This window comes from Arthrobacter monumenti, from assembly GCF_054511255.1.
Genome location: NZ_JBTNCY010000006.1, coordinates 91,466 through 108,762, shown reverse-complemented (window position 1 = coordinate 108,762; position 17,297 = coordinate 91,466). Strand labels below are relative to the sequence as shown.

Annotated in this window: 14 protein-coding genes and 1 tRNA gene; 11 read left to right on the top strand and 4 right to left on the bottom strand. The window is 60.6% G+C overall.

All coding sequences use genetic code 11. From position 1 onward, the window contains the following. Window positions 1-16: 16 nt before the first annotated feature. Window positions 17-1,519 (top strand): pyruvate kinase, encoded by a 1,503-nt coding sequence (pyk, locus tag ACX80B_RS10405; RefSeq protein WP_459295780.1) that lies wholly within the window; start codon window positions 17-19, stop codon window positions 1,517-1,519. Window positions 1,520-1,583: 64 nt separating this feature from the next. Here pyk and ACX80B_RS10400 read toward each other — a convergent pair whose 3' ends face one another. Continuing rightward, window positions 1,584-2,177 (bottom strand): ANTAR domain-containing response regulator, encoded by a 594-nt coding sequence (locus ACX80B_RS10400; RefSeq protein WP_459295778.1) that lies wholly within the window; start codon window positions 2,175-2,177, stop codon window positions 1,584-1,586. A 139-nt stretch (window positions 2,178-2,316) separates the two neighbouring features. Between ACX80B_RS10400 and ACX80B_RS10395 the strand changes: the two genes are divergently transcribed. Both ACX80B_RS10395 and ACX80B_RS10390 read left to right on the top strand, forming a co-directional pair. Next, window positions 2,317-2,401: transfer RNA gene (locus tag ACX80B_RS10395), tRNA-Leu, on the top strand. 79 nt (window positions 2,402-2,480) lie between these two features. Beyond that, window positions 2,481-2,861 (top strand): response regulator transcription factor, encoded by a 381-nt coding sequence (locus ACX80B_RS10390; protein WP_459295776.1) that lies wholly within the window; start codon window positions 2,481-2,483, stop codon window positions 2,859-2,861. A 204-nt stretch (window positions 2,862-3,065) separates the two neighbouring features. Here the strand turns inward: ACX80B_RS10390 and ACX80B_RS10385 are convergent, their stop codons facing one another. Continuing rightward, window positions 3,066-3,620: a P-loop NTPase family protein gene (locus ACX80B_RS10385; protein ID WP_459295774.1), complete on the bottom strand. Its 555-nt coding sequence runs from the start codon at window positions 3,618-3,620 to the stop codon at window positions 3,066-3,068. Window positions 3,621-3,632: 12 nt separating this feature from the next. Continuing rightward, window positions 3,633-4,118 carry a PaaI family thioesterase gene (locus ACX80B_RS10380; protein WP_459295772.1) on the bottom strand — a complete coding sequence of 162 codons (486 nt, stop codon included), beginning with the start codon at window positions 4,116-4,118 and terminating at the stop codon, window positions 3,633-3,635. A gap of 136 nt (window positions 4,119-4,254) precedes the next feature. Here ACX80B_RS10380 and polA point away from each other — a divergent pair, with 136 nt between their 5' ends. The 4 genes from polA to ACX80B_RS10360 all read left to right on the top strand — a co-directional run bounded on the left by polA (window position 4,255) and on the right by ACX80B_RS10360 (window position 10,473). Then, the gene (gene polA, locus ACX80B_RS10375) at window positions 4,255-6,906 is read left to right on the top strand and encodes a DNA polymerase I (RefSeq protein ID WP_459296118.1); all 2,652 of its coding nucleotides are present in this window, start codon (window positions 4,255-4,257) and stop codon (window positions 6,904-6,906) included. Further along, window positions 6,906-8,213, top strand: a complete 1,308-nt coding sequence (locus ACX80B_RS10370; protein WP_459295770.1) for a GNAT family N-acetyltransferase — start codon at window positions 6,906-6,908, stop codon at window positions 8,211-8,213. The genes polA and ACX80B_RS10370 overlap by 1 nt, the downstream gene beginning before the upstream one ends. Before the next feature lie 176 nt (window positions 8,214-8,389). After that, window positions 8,390-9,856 (top strand): 30S ribosomal protein S1, encoded by a 1,467-nt coding sequence (gene rpsA / locus ACX80B_RS10365; RefSeq protein ID WP_459296116.1) that lies wholly within the window; start codon window positions 8,390-8,392, stop codon window positions 9,854-9,856. Between the two features lie 98 nt (window positions 9,857-9,954). Further along, window positions 9,955-10,473: a tetratricopeptide repeat protein gene (locus tag ACX80B_RS10360; protein WP_459295768.1), complete on the top strand. Its 519-nt coding sequence runs from the start codon at window positions 9,955-9,957 to the stop codon at window positions 10,471-10,473. A 31-nt stretch (window positions 10,474-10,504) separates the two neighbouring features. Here the strand turns inward: ACX80B_RS10360 and ACX80B_RS10355 are convergent, their stop codons facing one another. After that, window positions 10,505-11,152: a YigZ family protein gene (locus ACX80B_RS10355; RefSeq protein ID WP_459295766.1), complete on the bottom strand. Its 648-nt coding sequence runs from the start codon at window positions 11,150-11,152 to the stop codon at window positions 10,505-10,507. A gap of 72 nt (window positions 11,153-11,224) precedes the next feature. Between ACX80B_RS10355 and coaE the strand changes: the two genes are divergently transcribed. The 4 genes from coaE (at window position 11,225) to ACX80B_RS10335 (ending at window position 17,285) form a co-directional block, all read left to right on the top strand. Continuing rightward, window positions 11,225-12,442 (top strand): dephospho-CoA kinase, encoded by a 1,218-nt coding sequence (coaE, locus tag ACX80B_RS10350; RefSeq protein WP_459295764.1) that lies wholly within the window; start codon window positions 11,225-11,227, stop codon window positions 12,440-12,442. A 78-nt stretch (window positions 12,443-12,520) separates the two neighbouring features. Further along, a complete protein-coding gene (gene uvrB / locus ACX80B_RS10345) occupies window positions 12,521-14,608 on the top strand; it encodes an excinuclease ABC subunit UvrB (RefSeq protein ID WP_459295762.1) in 2,088 nt (695 codons plus the stop codon). 193 nt (window positions 14,609-14,801) lie between these two features. Beyond that, window positions 14,802-15,905, top strand: a complete 1,104-nt coding sequence (locus ACX80B_RS10340; protein WP_459295761.1) for a TerC family protein — start codon at window positions 14,802-14,804, stop codon at window positions 15,903-15,905. Between the two features lie 9 nt (window positions 15,906-15,914). Beyond that, window positions 15,915-17,285 (top strand): MFS transporter, encoded by a 1,371-nt coding sequence (locus ACX80B_RS10335; protein WP_459295759.1) that lies wholly within the window; start codon window positions 15,915-15,917, stop codon window positions 17,283-17,285. Window positions 17,286-17,297: the final 12 nt, after the last annotated feature.

Sequence of the window (17,297 nt, the reverse complement as noted above, 5' to 3'; positions counted from 1 at the left end):
CTACTAGGCTAGGTATATGAGACGCGCAAAAATTGTTGCTACATTCGGTCCGGCTATTGCCAGTTATGAAAACACGCTGGCGGTGCTCGAAGCGGGGGTGGACGTTGCCCGCATGAACATGAGCCACGGCGACCATTCGGTCCACGACGGGACCTATGAGAATGTCCGCAAGGCAGCCGACCACCTCGGCAAGGCCGTCGGCATTATGGCCGACCTGCAGGGACCCAAGATCCGTCTCGGCCGGTTCGCGAACGGCCCGCACGCTCTGGCGGTCGGGGACAGGTTCATCATCACGACCGAAGATATCGAAGGAACCGCCGAGATCTGCTCGACGACCTTCAAGGGCCTGCCGGAAGACGTCCAGGCCGGGGACCCGATCCTGATCGACGACGGCAAGGTCGCCCTCCGCGCGGTCGCCATTGAGGGCCCCCGGGTGATCACCGAAGTCGAGGTGGCCGGGACAGTATCCAACAACAAGGGAATCAACCTTCCCGGTGTCGCGGTCAACGTACCGGCGCTGAGCGAGAAGGACGAAGACGACCTGCGTTGGGCGATCCGCCGTGGCGTGGATCTTGTCGCACTGTCGTTTGTCCGCGACGCCGTCGATATCAAGCGAGTCCACGAGATCATGGACGAGGAAGGCCGCCGGACGCCGGTGATCGCCAAAATCGAGAAGCCGCAGGCAGTGGACCACCTCGAGGAAATCATTGACTCCTTTGACGCCATCATGGTCGCCCGTGGGGACCTCGGCGTCGAGCTTCCGCTGGAGGAAGTGCCGTTGGTCCAGAAACGTGCCATTGAAATGGCACGCCGGTGGGCCAAGCCGGTCATCGTGGCCACGCAGGTCCTCGAATCCATGATCGACAGCCCCCGTCCGACCCGTGCAGAAGCTTCGGACTGCGCCAACGCCGTTCTCGACGGCGCGGATGCCGTCATGCTTTCGGGTGAAACAAGCGTGGGGGAGTACCCCATCGAAACCGTGCAGACGATGGCCCGGATCATCGAGGCAACCGAAGCGGACGGACTGGAACGTATTCCTCCGCTGGGCAGTTCCCCGAAAACCCGCGGTGGCGCCATCACCCGCGCATCGGTCGAAATCGCCAACCAGTTGGATGCCAAGTACATCTGCACGTTCACCCAGTCCGGTGACTCGGCACGGCGGCTGTCCCGCCTGCGCCCGCTCAAGCCGGTATTCGCGTTCACCCCGGTGGAGGCCGTTCGCTGCCAGCTGGCGCTGACCTGGGGAATCCAGCCGCTGCTGGTTGACTTCGTCACCCACACCGATGCCATGACCGCACAGGTCGACAAGACGCTCTTCACCCAGGGACTGGTCCAGCGCGACGATCTGGTGGTTATTGCGGCCGGTTCACCTCCAGGACAGGCGGGTTCGACCAACTCGCTGAAGGTCCACAAAGTTGGTGACGTGACCGACGCCGGCATGTTGCCCGAGGGTTCCGAGCGCCAGAGCGTCAAGGAAAAGGTCGGACCCTGGCCGCAGGACGAAAAGAAGCGGAAGTAAACTCCCGCTTCAACGAATTCCTGCAAAGGTGGCCTGCGGACAGTTCCGCAGGCCACCTTTGCGGTTAATTCACCTGGTTGATGATTGTTTCGGCGACCTCACGCATGCTGAGCCGGCGGTCCATCGAGGTCTTCTGGATCCAGCGGAACGCCTCCGGTTCCGTCAGGCCCATTTTTGTGGTCAGCAGGCTCTTGGCCCGTTCAACGAGCTTGCGGGTGGCAAACTGCTCCTGAAGGTCCGACACCTCGGACTCGAGCGCCTTGATCTCCTCATGGCGTGACAGCGCGATTTCGATCGCCGGGACGAGGTCCGACGGCGTAAACGGTTTAACGACGTACGCCATGGCTCCGGCGTCGCGGGCACGCTCGACCAGTTCCTTCTGGCTGAAAGCGGTGAGCAGCACGACCGGGGCGATCCTTGCCTTAACGATCTGCTCTGCGGCGGTAATGCCGTCCATCACCGGCATCTTCACATCCATCAGGACCAGATCCGGGCGGTGCTCTTTGGCCAACTCCACGGCCCGTTCACCATTGTCTGCTTCGGCAACGACGTCATAGCCCTCGCCGCGGAGGATCTCGACAATGTCCAGACGGATCAAAGTCTCGTCCTCAGCCACAATCACTCGTCGTGCGGGGGTGGACTCGGATTGCTCAGACACTAGGGGCTCCTCGGATGCGGAAAATATTTGGATTTGTGAACCCGGTATGGTCTCCGGTTCACAGAAACAGCCTATCGGCATGTACAGTAGTTTCGCGCACTCGGTGACGCAGCGAACTGACGCTGAAGGATCCGGGCCGGCCCGAATGGCGGAATTGGCAGACGCGCTGCACTCAAAATGCAGTACCGAAAGGTGTGTGGGTTCAAGTCCCACTTCGGGCACCAAACTGGATGGGAACCAGATTCGATACCATCAAAGTATGATTGGTCTCATTTCCCGCGATCCGGACGCGGATGATCGTCTGTGAGCAATGCGAAAATTCTTGTGGTCGATGATGATTCCGACATCCGGGATCTCGTCGCGCTGAAACTTTCCAGTGCCGGACATGAGATTCTGACGGCCGACGACGGTGCTGAAGCCTTGGAGCTCGCCGCCGGACAGCATTTCGACGCCATCGTGTTGGATGTGATGATGCCCGGGATGTCCGGTATCGACGTCGTGAGGTCGTTGCGCGGTTCGGAACCCGCCATCCGTACCCCTGTCCTGTTGCTGACGGCCAAGAACCAGGAGCGTGACATTGAGGCTGGCTTCGCTGCCGGTGCCGACGACTACGTGGTGAAACCGTTCAGCCCACGGGAGCTGCAGACCAGGGTGGATGTCCTGATCACGCGCCGCCGGTACTGAAAGTCTTATGGACTGGTCGCCGGCGATGCCGTCGAGGGATTACGAGTTGTCATGAGACGGGTGTCTTTCCCTGAGAATGCCCTCAAGTCCCCCTTGAGCGGCGTCCGCCGGAGCACATCGCGACGCGGCTGCTTCTCGGCTGAAGTAATTGGACCATGCCGGAGGGGTAAGCACCAGTAGCGGAATCGAAAATATTCTAACGATTCAGCTTTCATCACTGTCGGGAAAGGATTTCAACCAGGTGGCCGTTTCGCGCGGTGATTTAAAGAGCAGTACTGCCGGAAGTCCGGCATTTGGCAAAGCTGCGTCAGCTGCCATTGCACGCATGCGGGCGCGTTTACGGCCGAAGGATTTGAAGTGCCAGAGCAGTATCGAATCGCGCGAGAACGTATTGCGGAACGATTCGACGTTGCCATTGCAGATTTCTTTCTTATCCCGGTTGCGCACAAATGTCCGGACCAGCAGGCGTCCAAACGAGAGCCAGCGGGGATAATCGAGGCAAATGATCAGCTGGACCGACTCCAACGGAATATCCACCCAGCTGGAGTACGCAGAATCGAGAATCCAGCGCCTGCCGGCACAGATACTGACGATACGACTGCGCTGGATCTCCAGCGGTACCTGCACCCATCCGGGTTCCCAAGTCAGATTGTCCACCCAGTGCCAGGGCAAGCCGGTCCTCTCGCCCAGGTCCCGGCACAAGGTTGATTTGCCCGAACCTGTGACGCCGTAGATGAGGATGCGCTCCGCGGTCAGCATCGGTCGGATCCCTTACCGCTTGTCCCGGAGAAGGTTGGTGATCCTGGCAGTCGAGAGGCGGCGTCCGTCGTCGTCGGTCATCACAATTTCATGCGTGGTCAGTATCCGGCCCAGATGAATGGCCGTCGCCGTGCCGGTAACAGTGCCGGAGGAAACTGCGCGGTGATGGGTGGCACCGATCTCGATCCCCAGCGCCTGCCTATCCCGTCCGGCGTGAACTCCCGCCGCGAAGGATCCCAGGGTCTCGGCGAGAACCATATGAGCGCCGCCGTGCAGGATTCCTGCTACCTGTGTGTTGCCTTCGACGGGCATGGTTCCGACAGTCCGCCCGGCGGAAATTTCCACAAACTTGATGCCCATCCTGACCACGAGGGCGCCGACTCCGTGTGGGCTGAGCCACTCGTGCATGTCTTCCGGCACACCGGCGTCGATCAGTTCCTGCTCGAAGCTGTTGGTGACGGCCGGAGCAGCCTGGTGCCGGGTGAAATTGTCGGTCATGAGAACTAGGCTGGCACCTGTGACTGAAACTACCAAACCCGCCGGGCCTCCGGCCCAAAAGACCGGCTCATCCTCTTCCGGCACCGGCACGGCAACCGCGGAACGCAACCGACTAATCGTTATCGACGGCCATTCCATGGCGTTCCGGGCGTTTTATGCCCTCCCGGCGGAAAACTTTTCCACTTCGACCGGCCAGCACACCAATGCAGTGTTCGGCTTTACCTCGATGCTGATCAACCTCATCAGGGACGAGAGGCCGACCCATCTTGCTGTTGCGTTCGACCTCGATACACCGACATTCCGGACGGTGGAGTATACGGAGTACAAGGCCGGCCGGAACAAGACGCCGCAGGAGTTTTTTGGCCAGATCGACCTGATCATCAAGGTGATGGAAGCGCTGCGGATTCCAACGATCTCGCTGGACGGCTACGAAGCGGATGACATCATCGCCACACTGGCCGAACAGGGCACGGCTGCGGATTACGACGTTATGGTCGTTACCGGAGACCGGGACGCATTCCAACTGGTCAATGACAACGTCACCGTCCTCTACCCCCGCAAGGGCGTCACCGACCTGCCCCGGATGGACGCTGCGGCAATTGAAGAGAAATATTTGGTTCCCCCGGCGCTCTATTCAGATCTTGCCGCGCTGGTGGGGGAGACAGCCGACAACCTTCCCGGCGTTCCGGGAGTGGGACCGAAGACGGCTGCCAAATGGATCAAGCTCTACGGCGGTCTGGACGGTATCTGGGAAAACCTCGACTCCATCAAAGGCAAGGTCGGAGAAGCACTCCGTGAGCATGTCGATGAGGTGAAACGGAACAGGCGCCTGAACCGGTTGCTGGGAGATCTGGAACTGCCGGTCGCGCTGGAGAAATTGACGGCGTCGCACCCTGACCGCGAAGCGGTGGAGGACCTGTTCGATGCGTTGCAGTTCGACGTCCTGCGCAAGCGGTTGTTCGACTTGTATGGGGAGGAAGAAGCAGCCGCAAACGAAGAAGAGCAGCTGGCGCCGGAATTTACCGTGCTGAGCAGCGCCGGGCAGCTCAACGAATGGTTCGACTCGACGAAACTGCACAACACGGCGATCTCTCCGGTGCTCCAAACCATCGCAAACGGCGGGAACGACGTCGTCGGGCTGGGTCTTGTTTCGTCTGAAACAGCCGCTTATATCGCCCTTGAAGGGCTCGACGCGGCTGCCGAGCAGGAGCTGGCCCAGTGGCTTGCCGACTTGGACGCACCTAAGATCGTCCACGACTTCAAGGTTCTCTATAAAGCTCTGGCCCAGCGCGGACTCAGACTGGCGGGAATCGTCGACGATACGGTGCTCTCCGGCTATCTGGTCCAGCCCGACCGGCGAAACTATGAGCTGGCGGACCTGAGCCAGTATCATCTACGGGTTTCGCTGAGTGGTCCGGCGGCGGGCACCGATGCCCAGCTTCAGCTGGACCTGGACAATGGGGATTCGACGTCCAGGGATGCTGTTCTGAAGGCTGCGGTTATCCACCGTCTGAGCGAGTACCTCAGTGCGCAGCTCGTCGCCCGCGGCGGTGGCGAACTGTTGTCCGGTCTGGAGCTGCCGCTGGCCCGGGTATTGGCGGACATGGAACTGACGGGAATCGCCGTATCGGTAGAGCGTCTCGATACCCTCCTCAGCGACTTCACGGCGACGATCGATGCAGCGCAGTCAGCTGCATTCGAGATCATCGGCAAGGAGATTAATCTGGGATCCCCGAAGCAGCTGCAGACGGTGCTGTTCGACGAGCTCGGATTGCCCAAGACGAAGAAAATCAAGACCGGCTACTCCACGGACGCGGATGCTCTGAACGATCTCATCATCAAGAGCGGACACCCGTTCCTGCACGAACTGCTGGCTTACCGGGATGCGACGAAGCTGCGCCAGACCGTTGAGGGCCTCAAAAAGGCCGTCGACCACGACGGGCGGGTACACACAACCTACCTGCAGACTGTCGCAGCCACCGGGAGGCTTTCTTCCACTAACCCGAATCTGCAAAACATTCCGATCCGCAGTGAAGCCGGCCGGCGGATCCGCGAAGTGTTCATGGTGGGAACATCTGCCGGAACTCCATACGAGACCATATTGACCGCAGATTATTCACAGATTGAGATGCGGATTATGGCGCACCTTTCCGGTGATGAGGCGCTCATCCAGGCCTTCAAAGCAGGCGAGGATCTGCACCGTTTCGTTGGTGCGCGGATTTTCAATGTCGACCCGGCTGACGTCACTTCGGAAATGCGTTCAAAGGTCAAGGCCATGTCCTACGGACTGGTGTACGGGTTGAGCTCCTTCGGCCTTTCCAAGCAGCTCGGCGTGCCGGTGGATGAGGCGCGGACGCTGATGAACGACTACTTTGAACGGTTCGGGGCCGTGCGGGACTACCTGCGCGGTGTGGTTGACCAGGCAAGGGTGGACGGTTATACCTGCACCATCGAGGGACGCCGCCGCTATCTTCCGGATCTTTCCAGCGACAACCGGCAGCTGCGGGAAATGGCCGAACGGGCGGCACTGAACGCCCCGATCCAAGGCTCGGCAGCGGACATCATCAAGAAAGCAATGCTCGGCGTCGACCGTGCCTTGGCCTCCGGAGGACTGCGTTCGCGGATGTTGCTGCAGGTCCATGACGAACTCCTGCTCGAAGTGGCACCCGGTGAAAGGAAAGTTGTGGAACAGCTTGTCATTGAGGAAATGGCGGCGGCGGCGACGCTGTCGGTGCCCTTGGATGTGCAGGTTGGAGCCGGTACCTCCTGGCATGAGGCAGGCCACTGATGATGTTCCAGGAGAACAGCCACAGCAATTACAACACCGAGCCCTTTGCGCCGGCACTGGACGGCGATGTTCCGGATACGAGGACGGCAAAGTGGTTCCAAGCCGTGTCCTTCGGTTTCCACGACGGTACGCCGGATAATGAATCCCTGGCGAAAATCGTTGAGTCCTACCGCGCTGATGACAGGGTCTTGACCGGGGCGTACGTGTCGAACCCGCCGGGCACTGCCTGGGATGCAGACATGCCGGTGGCAACGTACGCCACCATGGTCAACACGATGAACGTTGGCGCCGGAAGGCTATTGCCAACCCATCTCGTCACGGCGGTCACAGTGCGGCCCACCCACCGCCGTCGTGGCCTGCTGCGCCGGATGATCACAGAGGATCTGTCGGCAGCGAAGTCCGCGGGACTGGCAATGGCGGCGCTGACCGCGTCCGAAGCGACGATCTATGGCCGGTTCGGATTCGGTGCCGCCACTTTCACCCGCAGCGTCGAGATCGACACCCGGGAGAGGTTTGGCATTGCTGCACCGGTCAGCGGAATGGTCGAGGTGGCCGATCCAGAGGTGCTGCTCAACATTGCACCTCAGGTGTTCGACCGGTTCCACCGGCGGACCACCGGTTCCATGGGACGGCAGGACGCGTACCGGCACCGCATCTCGGGACAATGGAGTGAGCAGAAGCCGGAGCCGGACAAGTCGGTGCGTACGGCGCTGCATTACGACGACAGCGGCGAGGTGGACGGCTATGTCTCCTATAAGTTCGCCGGCTGGGACACCAAGCCATTCACTATGAAGGTTATCGATCTCGTGGCGGGGACCGATGATGCCTACCTGGCGCTGTGGCAGTATCTTGGCTCCATCGACCTGGTTGAACGGATCAATTTCCCGCTCGCCGCCATGGAGGACCCGCTGCCGTGGGCGATGTCCGACCGCCGCGGTTACACGGTTACCGGTGACGAAGACGTCCTGTGGTTGCGGGTGCTCGACCCGGTGAAAGCCTTGGAGGCGCGGAGTTACAAGACGGACGGCAGCCTCACTATGAAGCTCACGGATCCGCTGGGTTGGGTGGACGGTACTTACCGGATCCGGGTCAGGGATGGTGAAGCCACGGTGGAGAGAACAGGCAATCAGGAAACTGCCGACGTCGAACTCACCGTGAATGCTCTGGGATCCTTGTATCTGGGCGGAGTCAGTGCCCGGACGCTCGCCGCCGCCGGAGAGATCCAATCCAGGGGCGGGGAGAGTTTGCAGATGCTGGGTGACATGTTCGCGGGGCCGGAGACTCCGTACTGCATCACGCACTTTTAAAGCGCTTTGACCCTTGTTGTCAAATGCGACTAGACTTGCAAAGTGCGACTCACGCGCGCCCTCCAGCAGTCAGCACGTCGGCTGGATACAACTATAAGCATTCAGTACCGCCGTCCTTGTTCCGCATCGACGGTGTGCCTGATCCGATCATCAATCCACAACGGAGCCCCTACTACATGACCATCACCACCACCGAGAAGCCAGGTACCCCACAGGTCGCTGTGAACGACATTGGTACCGCTGAGGACTTCCTCGCCGCCATCGACGAAACCATCAAGTACTTCAACGACGGAGACTTGGTCGAAGGCACCGTCGTCAAGGTCGATCGCGATGAAGTTCTGCTCGACATCGGCTACAAGACCGAGGGTGTTATCCCTTCCCGCGAGCTTTCCATCAAGCACGATGTCGACCCCGGAGACGTTGTCTCCGTCGGTGACGAGGTCGAGGCCCTGGTCCTGACCAAGGAAGACAAAGAAGGCCGCCTGATCCTGTCCAAGAAGCGTGCTCAGTACGAGCGTGCCTGGGGCGATATCGAGAAGGTCAAGGAAGAAGACGGGGTCGTTACCGGAACCGTCATCGAGGTTGTCAAGGGCGGCCTCATCCTCGACATCGGCCTGCGCGGCTTCCTGCCGGCTTCCCTGGTGGAAATGCGCCGTGTCCGCGATCTGGCTCCGTACATTGGCCAGCAGATCGAAGCCAAGATCATCGAGCTGGACAAGAACCGCAACAACGTTGTGCTTTCCCGCCGTGCATGGTTGGAGCAGACCCAGTCCGAGGTTCGTTCCACGTTCCTCAACAAGCTGGAAAAGGGCCAGGTGCGCCCCGGTGTTGTCTCCTCCATCGTCAACTTTGGTGCCTTCGTGGACCTGGGTGGCGTCGATGGTCTGGTCCACGTTTCCGAGCTGTCCTGGAAGCACATCGACCACCCGTCCGAGGTTGTCGAGGTTGGCCAGGAAGTCACCGTTGAGGTGCTCGAGGTCGACCTGGACCGCGAACGCGTCTCCCTGTCGCTGAAGGCCACCCAGGAAGATCCTTGGCAGACCTTCGCCCGCACTCACGCTCTGGGTCAGGTCGTGCCGGGTAAGGTCACCAAGCTGGTTCCGTTCGGTGCATTTGTGCGCGTCGAAGACGGCATCGAGGGTCTGGTCCACATTTCCGAGCTGGCCGTGCGCCACGTGGAACTGGCCGAACAGGTTGTCTCCGTCGGTGACGAGCTGTTTGTCAAGGTCATCGACATAGATCTGGAACGCCGCCGCATCTCGCTGTCCCTCAAGCAGGCCAACGAAGGCGTCGACCCGGATTCCACCGAGTTCGATCCTGCGCTGTACGGAATGGCCGCCGAGTACGACGAGGCCGGCAACTACAAGTACCCCGAGGGCTTCGATCCGGAGACCAACGAATGGCTCGAAGGCTACGAGGAGCAGCGTGGGGTTTGGGAGCAGCAGTATGCTGACGCCCAATCACGCTGGGAAGCTCACAAGAAGCAGGTTGCCGAGCAGTCTGCCGAGGATGTGGAGGAAACTTCCGAAGCACCCGAGAGCAACGCCTCCAGCTACTCCTCCGAGGCGCCTGCCGAGGATTCCGGCACGCTTGCATCGGATGAGGCTCTCGCCGCACTGCGCGAGAAACTTACGGGCAACTAAATCTGCGGTGGTCGAGCTAATCGATTCCAGCAGTAGCTGATTGAGCAAAGGACCTCCACCATCAGGTGGGGGTCCTTTGCATTTTCCCGGGAGGATCCATGAAGGAACAGTTCATCGACACAGGTCAGGGGACCGGAGTCAGTACCTCGACCCTGTTGCCGCTTGTCCACGACCGGGATAAGTTCGAGGCCACCATCGGCAGTTCCGAGGATCCGGTGGATGCTGTTGTCTATCACCTCGTCCTTGGAGCGTTGGATAAGGCCGAAAGGGCGCTGGATAAGGCCGTGAAGAAGGGCCCCGGTCCGGGAGACTTCCGTTTACGCGCTCTTGCGGCGGACATCCAGGCCGAAAGGGGAGACTACCCGCAGGCCAAGGCTATGTACCGGCACCTGCTCGATGAAGCTTCGGGCAGTAAACGCGAAGCTGAGTTACAGCACAATCTGGGAAAAGTACTCCTCGCGGAGAAGGATTACAGCACCGCGGCTTCGTGTTTCGCGGCTGCCGTCCGGCTGCACCGGATGTGCCAGGACTCCGATGCGAACATCAAGGCATCGGCGGTTGCGCTCCGCCACGCCGAGGAGAATGTACGCCGCGGATCGACACTCGCGCCGCAGTAGCCAGCCGTTCAGGAGCCACCTGCAGCGGCAGTCAGCTGAGGTCAGTCCAGCGGCTACTGCTGGCTTCCGGCCGGGACCGGCCGCCGGTCAACGACGCCAGCCGGTGCGGGAACCCGGTTGCCGGTTCCCCTGCAGGCAGAGCTACCGTCAATTCCACCCCGTTGGCCGAGTAGTCAGTGGACACTATCTGGACGCCGTCGGCCCGCAGATCGTTCTCCAACCGCCCCGCTTGGCCATGGGCAAGTTCAATGGTGAACAGTTGCATGAGCCGTCGCTGCACAAGCGGGGCGGCCTCCAGTGCTGAGGAAACGGAATCCGAGTAGGCTCTGACGAGTCCTCCCGCCCCGAGAAGGATTCCCCCAAAGTAGCGCACGACGACAGCACAAATATCGCTCAGATCAGCGACTCCATCGGCAGTTTCGCGCCGCACCAATGCGTCCAGCATGGGGGCCCCGGCAGTTCCGGATGGTTCGCCGTCGTCATTTGAGCGCTGAACTGTGCGATCCGCCCCAAGGACGAAGGCACTGCAGTGGTGGCGGGCATCATGGAACTCCCTACGCAGACCCGCCAGCAGACTCCGGACGTCATCTTCCGTTTCCACCCTGCGCAACACCGTAATGAAGCGGGACCTCTTGACCTCCAGTTCGTTCCGATGCTCGACGGATAAGGTGCTGTACATGCTAGACCCGCTGCCTTGCCCGTCGGAATTCACCATTCCACCCTATCGATCCCGGCTGTCTATGATGGCAGCATGCTCTCAATCGGCCTCACCGGCGGGATCGCTTCGGGTAAATCCGCCATCGCCAGGAGACTTGCTGAACTGGGTGCCGTCTTGATCGATGCCGATGTTCTTGCAAGGGAAGTGGTTGAACCGGGCGCCTCCGGGCTTGAACAGGTGGTGGAGGCTTTTGGCCGTGAGGTCTTGGACGGTAAGGGCGCTCTCGACCGGGCCGCCCTTGGAGGGATCGTCTTCGATGACAAGGCCGCTCTGGAAAAGCTGAATGCCATTATTCATCCACAGGTCAGATCCGCAGCCTCCCGTCGTGTTGCCGCGGCAGCAGCGGACGCCATAATTGTCCAGGACATTCCGTTGCTCGTGGAAACGGCTCAACAGTCCCACTTTCACCTGGTGATTGTGGTCGAGGCTTCCGAATCTATCCGGGTGAAACGCATGGTTTCGGACCGGAATATGACCGAATCCCAGGCCAGGTCAAGGATCCGGGCGCAGGCCACGGACCAACAGCGGCGGGAGGCGGCCGACGTCGTCATAGATAATTCCGGCGACCTTACAAATTCCCTCGCAACCGTCGATGAGGTGTGGCAGCAGCGGCTGGTTCCCTTCGAGGCGAATCTCAGGAGCAGGAGTCCATCAGCGCGAAGAGGGCCCGCTGTACTGTCCGAATACGATCCTTCCTGGCCCGACGCCGCCCGGAGGATCGGCGCACGCTTGCGCCGGGCCGGGGGAGAGGCAGTGCTCTCCGTAGAGCACATCGGTTCCACCGCTATCGCCGCAATGCCGGCCAAAGACGTCCTTGACTTGCAGGTGACGGTCGCGGACCTCGCCGATGCCGACAGCTTCGCCGACGCGTTCGCCGACGCCGGTTTTCCGGCCGCCGGGGGAGAATGGGTGGACAACCCGAAACCGTGCGATCCGGATCCTGAGCACTGGCGCAAGCGCTTCCATCGGAACAGCGATCCCGGACGACCGGTGAATATCCATGTCCGGTCGGAGGGGTCGCCAGGCCGCCTCTTTGCCCTCGCATTCCGCAACTGGCTGCGCGAAGATGCCGGCGCGGCCGAAGATTACGCGGCGGAAAAGCACGGGCTGGCATCGGCGCATGCTACGGATGCATCGACCGGAGACTATGCCGAAGCCAAGGAAGAATGGTTCACCGAGCAGGCCTATCCGCGGCTGGTTAAGTGGGCCGCGGAAAACCCCGACCGAATCTGCGAGGGCGATCACGCCTGATTCCAGCAGCCGGGAAGCCGGTTTCGGCCCTGAACAAAGCGGACGCCGCCTGTCCCCAATAAGCGGTAGCGTTAACCCATGAGTCTTGCGCAGGACATCAAGCGGGTCGTTGCCCCCTTTGAAGTGATCAGTGAGTTCAAACCGGCCGGTGACCAGCCGGCGGCCATCGCCGAACTGACCGAACGTATCCAGGCCGGCGAAAAGGACACGGTGCTGCTGGGCGCCACCGGTACAGGAAAATCAGCGACGACGGCATGGTTGGTCGAGCAGATCCAGCGTCCAACGCTGGTGATGGTCCAAAACAAAACCCTCGCAGCCCAGCTGGCCAATGAATTCCGGGAGTTGCTGCCCAACAACGCCGTAGAGTATTTCGTTTCCTACTACGACTATTACCAGCCGGAAGCCTATGTGGCGCAGACGGACACCTTTATCGAGAAGGATTCGTCCGTCAATGAGGAAGTGGAGCGCCTGCGCCACTCAGCCACCAATGCGCTGCTGACCCGCCGGGACGTCATCGTCGTCGCAACCGTCTCCTGCATCTACGGACTTGGCACGCCGGAAGAGTATGTAGAGGGCATGGTGACCTTGCGCAAAGGTCAGGAGATGAACCGGGATGATCTGCTGCGGAAGTTCGTCAGCATGCAGTACTCCCGCAACGACATGGACTTCCACCGCGGCACCTTCCGCGTCCGCGGAGACACGGTGGAAATTATCCCGATGTATGAGGAGCTCGCGCTGAGGATCGAATTCTTCGGGGACGAGATCGAAAATATCTACACACTGCATCCGCTCACCGGCGACATCGTCCGTGAGGAAGAGGAGATGTATGTATTTCCGGCGTCGCATTACGTGGCGGGCCCGGAGCGGCTGAACCGGGCCATCGCGTCGATCGAGGACGAACTTCGTCACCGTCTTGAGGAACTGGAAGGTCAAAATAAGCTCGTCGAAGCTCAGCGGCTCCGGATGCGGACGACCTATGACCTCGAGATGATGCTGCAGATGGGCTTCTGCAACGGTATCGAGAATTACTCCCGCCATATCGACGGCCGGTCCGCCGGTTCCGCCCCACATTGCCTGCTGGACTACTTTCCGGACGACTTCCTGCTGGTCATTGATGAGTCGCACGTGACCGTTCCGCAAATTGGCGCCATGTATGAAGGCGATATGTCGCGTAAGAGGAATCTCGTGGACTACGGTTTCCGGCTCCCCTCAGCGATGGACAACAGGCCGCTGAAATGGAACGAGTTCCAGGAACGGATCGGGCAAACGGTGTACTTGTCCGCGACCCCCGGCAAGTATGAACTCGGCAAGGCCGACGGATACGTGCAGCAGATTATCCGCCCGACGGGTCTGGTGGATCCGGAGGTGATCGTGAAACCCACCAAGGGCCAAATCGATGACCTGCTGGGCGAAATCCAGATTCGCGTGGACAGCAATGAGCGGGTGCTGGTCACCACGCTCACAAAGCGCATGGCGGAGGATCTCACCAGTTACCTGATGGAGCACGGCGTAAAGGTGGAATATCTGCACTCGGATGTGGACACGCTGCGCCGCGTTGAGCTGCTCCGCGAACTCCGGCTCGGGACCTTCGACGTGCTGGTCGGGATCAACCTTCTGCGTGAGGGCCTGGATTTGCCGGAAGTGTCGCTTGTCAGCATCCTCGACGCCGACAAGGAAGGCTTCCTCCGCTCGTCGACGTCGCTGATCCAGACCATTGGACGTGCCGCCCGTAACGTCTCCGGCCAGGTACATATGTATGCGGACAAGATCACCGACTCAATGGAACACGCCATTGATGAAACCAACCGGCGACGTGCCATCCAGGTCGAGTTCAACAAAGAAAACGGGATTGATCCCCAGCCGCTGCGCAAGAAGATTGCCGATATCACCGATTCTCTTGCACGCGAAGATGCGGATACGCAGGCACTGCTGGAGGCTGCTTCGGCGGCGAAGAGTTCCAAAAAGGGCCGGGACAAGCCGCGGTCCGGCAAGGATGGACTGGCGTCCGCGCCGGCCGAGGACCTGGCGGACCTGATCGCCCAGATGACGGATCAAATGCATTCGGCGGCCGCCGAACTGCAGTTCGAACTCGCCGCCCGGCTGCGCGACGAAATCGGAGACTTTAAGAAGGAACTTCGCCAAATGCAGGCGGCTGGACATGCCTGATCCTGTTTGCCAGCACGGCAGGTTTCCGACCGGCCCGTCGTTCGGTAGACTCTAAGGTCGTAGGGGAGTATCCCAAGCGCTACGGACGTCAACACGCAAGGCACTGAAGCCTCGCCGGGCGTAGCGGCTGCCGGCATCTGAGGGCGGGACAGCGGAGAGACTTACGGTTCTCGTCATCCCTGAAAGGTTTTTGATGCCCGAATTACCCGTCGCCTTCGAAATAGGAACGTTCGTTGTCCTGATTTCGATTCTGATCCTTGACCTGGTTCTGGTCGCCCGCAGGCCACACGAGCCGTCGATGAAGGAAGCCGGTCTGTGGGTCGGTTTCTACGTTGCCCTTGCGCTTATCTTCGCGGCCCTGATGTTCATCTTTACCGGCCCCGAGTTCGGCGGCCAGTTCGTAGCCGGCTGGATTACTGAGTACAGCCTCAGCATCGATAACCTCTTCGTCTTCATCATCATCATGGCGCGCTTCTCGGTGCCTCGAAAGTACCAGCAGGAAGTGCTGATGGTGGGCATCATTATTGCCTTGATTCTGCGCGGTATTTTCATCCTGGTCGGTGCCGCGGTTATTGAAAACTTCAGCTGGGTGTTCTACATCTTCGGAGCGTTCCTGCTGTACACGGCCTACAAGCAGGCCACTGATTCCGGAGAGGATGAAGAGGAAAGCAGCGACAACGCCTTGATCCGGAAGTTGCGCAAGGTTCTGCCGCTTTCGGAGGAGTACGACGGCGGCAAGATCCGTACCGTGGTCGACGGCAAGAAGGTCTTTACACCGATGATCATCGTTTTCGTGACGATCGGTATGACGGACCTGCTGTTCGCAGTGGACTCGATCCCGGCCATCTTCGGTCTGACCCAAAGTGCCTTCATCGTCTTCACCGCAAATATTTTCGCGCTGATGGGCCTGCGCCAGCTGTACTTCCTGCTGGGCGGATTGATGACGAGGCTGATCTACCTCAAACACGCCTTGTCCATTATCCTCGCATTTATTGGCGTGAAGCTGGTCTTCCATGCCATGCATGTCAACGAGTTGCCGTTCATCAATAACGGTAACCACATCACCTGGGTGCCGGAAATCGGCACCTTCGTCTCGCTGGGTGTCATCGTGGCCACCATCGTCATCGCTACAGTTGCCAGCCTCTTAAGCCCCAAGGCGCGGGAGATTAAGGCAGCGGAAGAGCTGAAGAAGGACGCCGAATGGGACCGTGGAGAGCGGACCGATGAGGAAGGCGACACCGCTCGCAGCGAAGATAATACCGCCCACGAGGTGAGGAAGTCGCGGACTAAGGACTAGGCTCATGGCATGAGCCATGGTGGGACGGTTCCCGACCGGGGCCGGCTTCAGCGGCGCACAGTCCGTGTGCTTTCAGCCGCTCAGCTGTTATCCGGTGTGGGTACCGGCGCAAGCCTTGCGATCGGATCACTGCTGGCCGTCCAGCTGGCGGGATCTGAAGCCTGGGCAGGATCAGTAACGACGGCGATGACGTTGTCTGCCGCCGCTTCCGCGATTCCGCTTGCCGGACTGGCGGCGCGCCGCGGACGGCGTTCATCGCTTCTTACCGGAATGCTGACAGCTATGGCCGGCGCACTGTTGGTCGTAACCTCAACGGTCCTCGGTTCGTTGGCGGTCCTGCTGATGGGAACGGCGTTGATAGGTGTTGGCGCCGCTGCGAATCTTCAGGCCAGGTTCGCAGCGGTGGACCTGGCCGGTTCCGCACACCGTGGCCGCGACCTTTCCATCGTCGTCTGGGCCATTACGGTTGGGGCCGTAGCCGGACCGAATCTCATAGAACCGGGCGCCGTCGTCGGCAGGTGGCTCGGGTTGCCGGAAATCGCAGGCCCGTTTGTTATCGCTGCAGGCGCATTGGCCATAGCGTCAATGCTCCTGGGTTTTGGACTGCGCCCTGACCCCTTGCTCACGGCCAGGGCCTGGGAGGATCAGGAACGTGTGGGCGGAAAATCCGGTTCGGCGGCACCGGCGGCAGGACGAACATCGTTGCGTGCCGGACTTGGCGCCGTCCGGGCTTCGAGACCGGCACGGCTGGCATTTGGGGCCATCGTCGCGGCCCACGCGGTGATGGTCGCCGTGATGTCGATGACTCCACTTCACCTGCAGCAGCTCGGCGCAACTCATGGAAGCGCGGGGCACGTGGTGGCGGAAGCGGGTGCGGCGGAGGCCGGGACGGCCGCCCTGGCAACGGATGAGTTTGCCATTATCGGCTTTACCATCTCGCTTCACATTGCTGGCATGTACGCGTTGTCGCCGGTGATGGGATCATTGGCCGACAAGTTTGGGCGCCGGCGCACGATGCTGCTGGGGCAGATCCTGCTCGTGGCGGCTGCCGCCTTGGCCGGTTTCGGCTCCCAGAGTCAATGGACTGTGGCGGCAGGACTGGTTGCGTTGGGGCTTGGCTGGTCCGCTGTGCAGATTGCCGGTTCCACCCTGCTGGCCGAGAGTGTGGCGCCGGGCCAAAAGGTCGTGGTCCAGGGGTTGTCCGACATGATGATGAGTGCAGCCGGTGCGGTGGGAGGCGCGGTCTCCGGTGTCATTTTGAGCCTGATTGGATTTACCGGGCTGACACTGGTGTCCGGTGCGTTGGCCGCCTTCGTAGGTTTCCTCATTGTGGCGGCACTCCTGCGGCGAAGAGTCTCTGTCACTGATTACGCAGTGTGACTGGCTGAACGA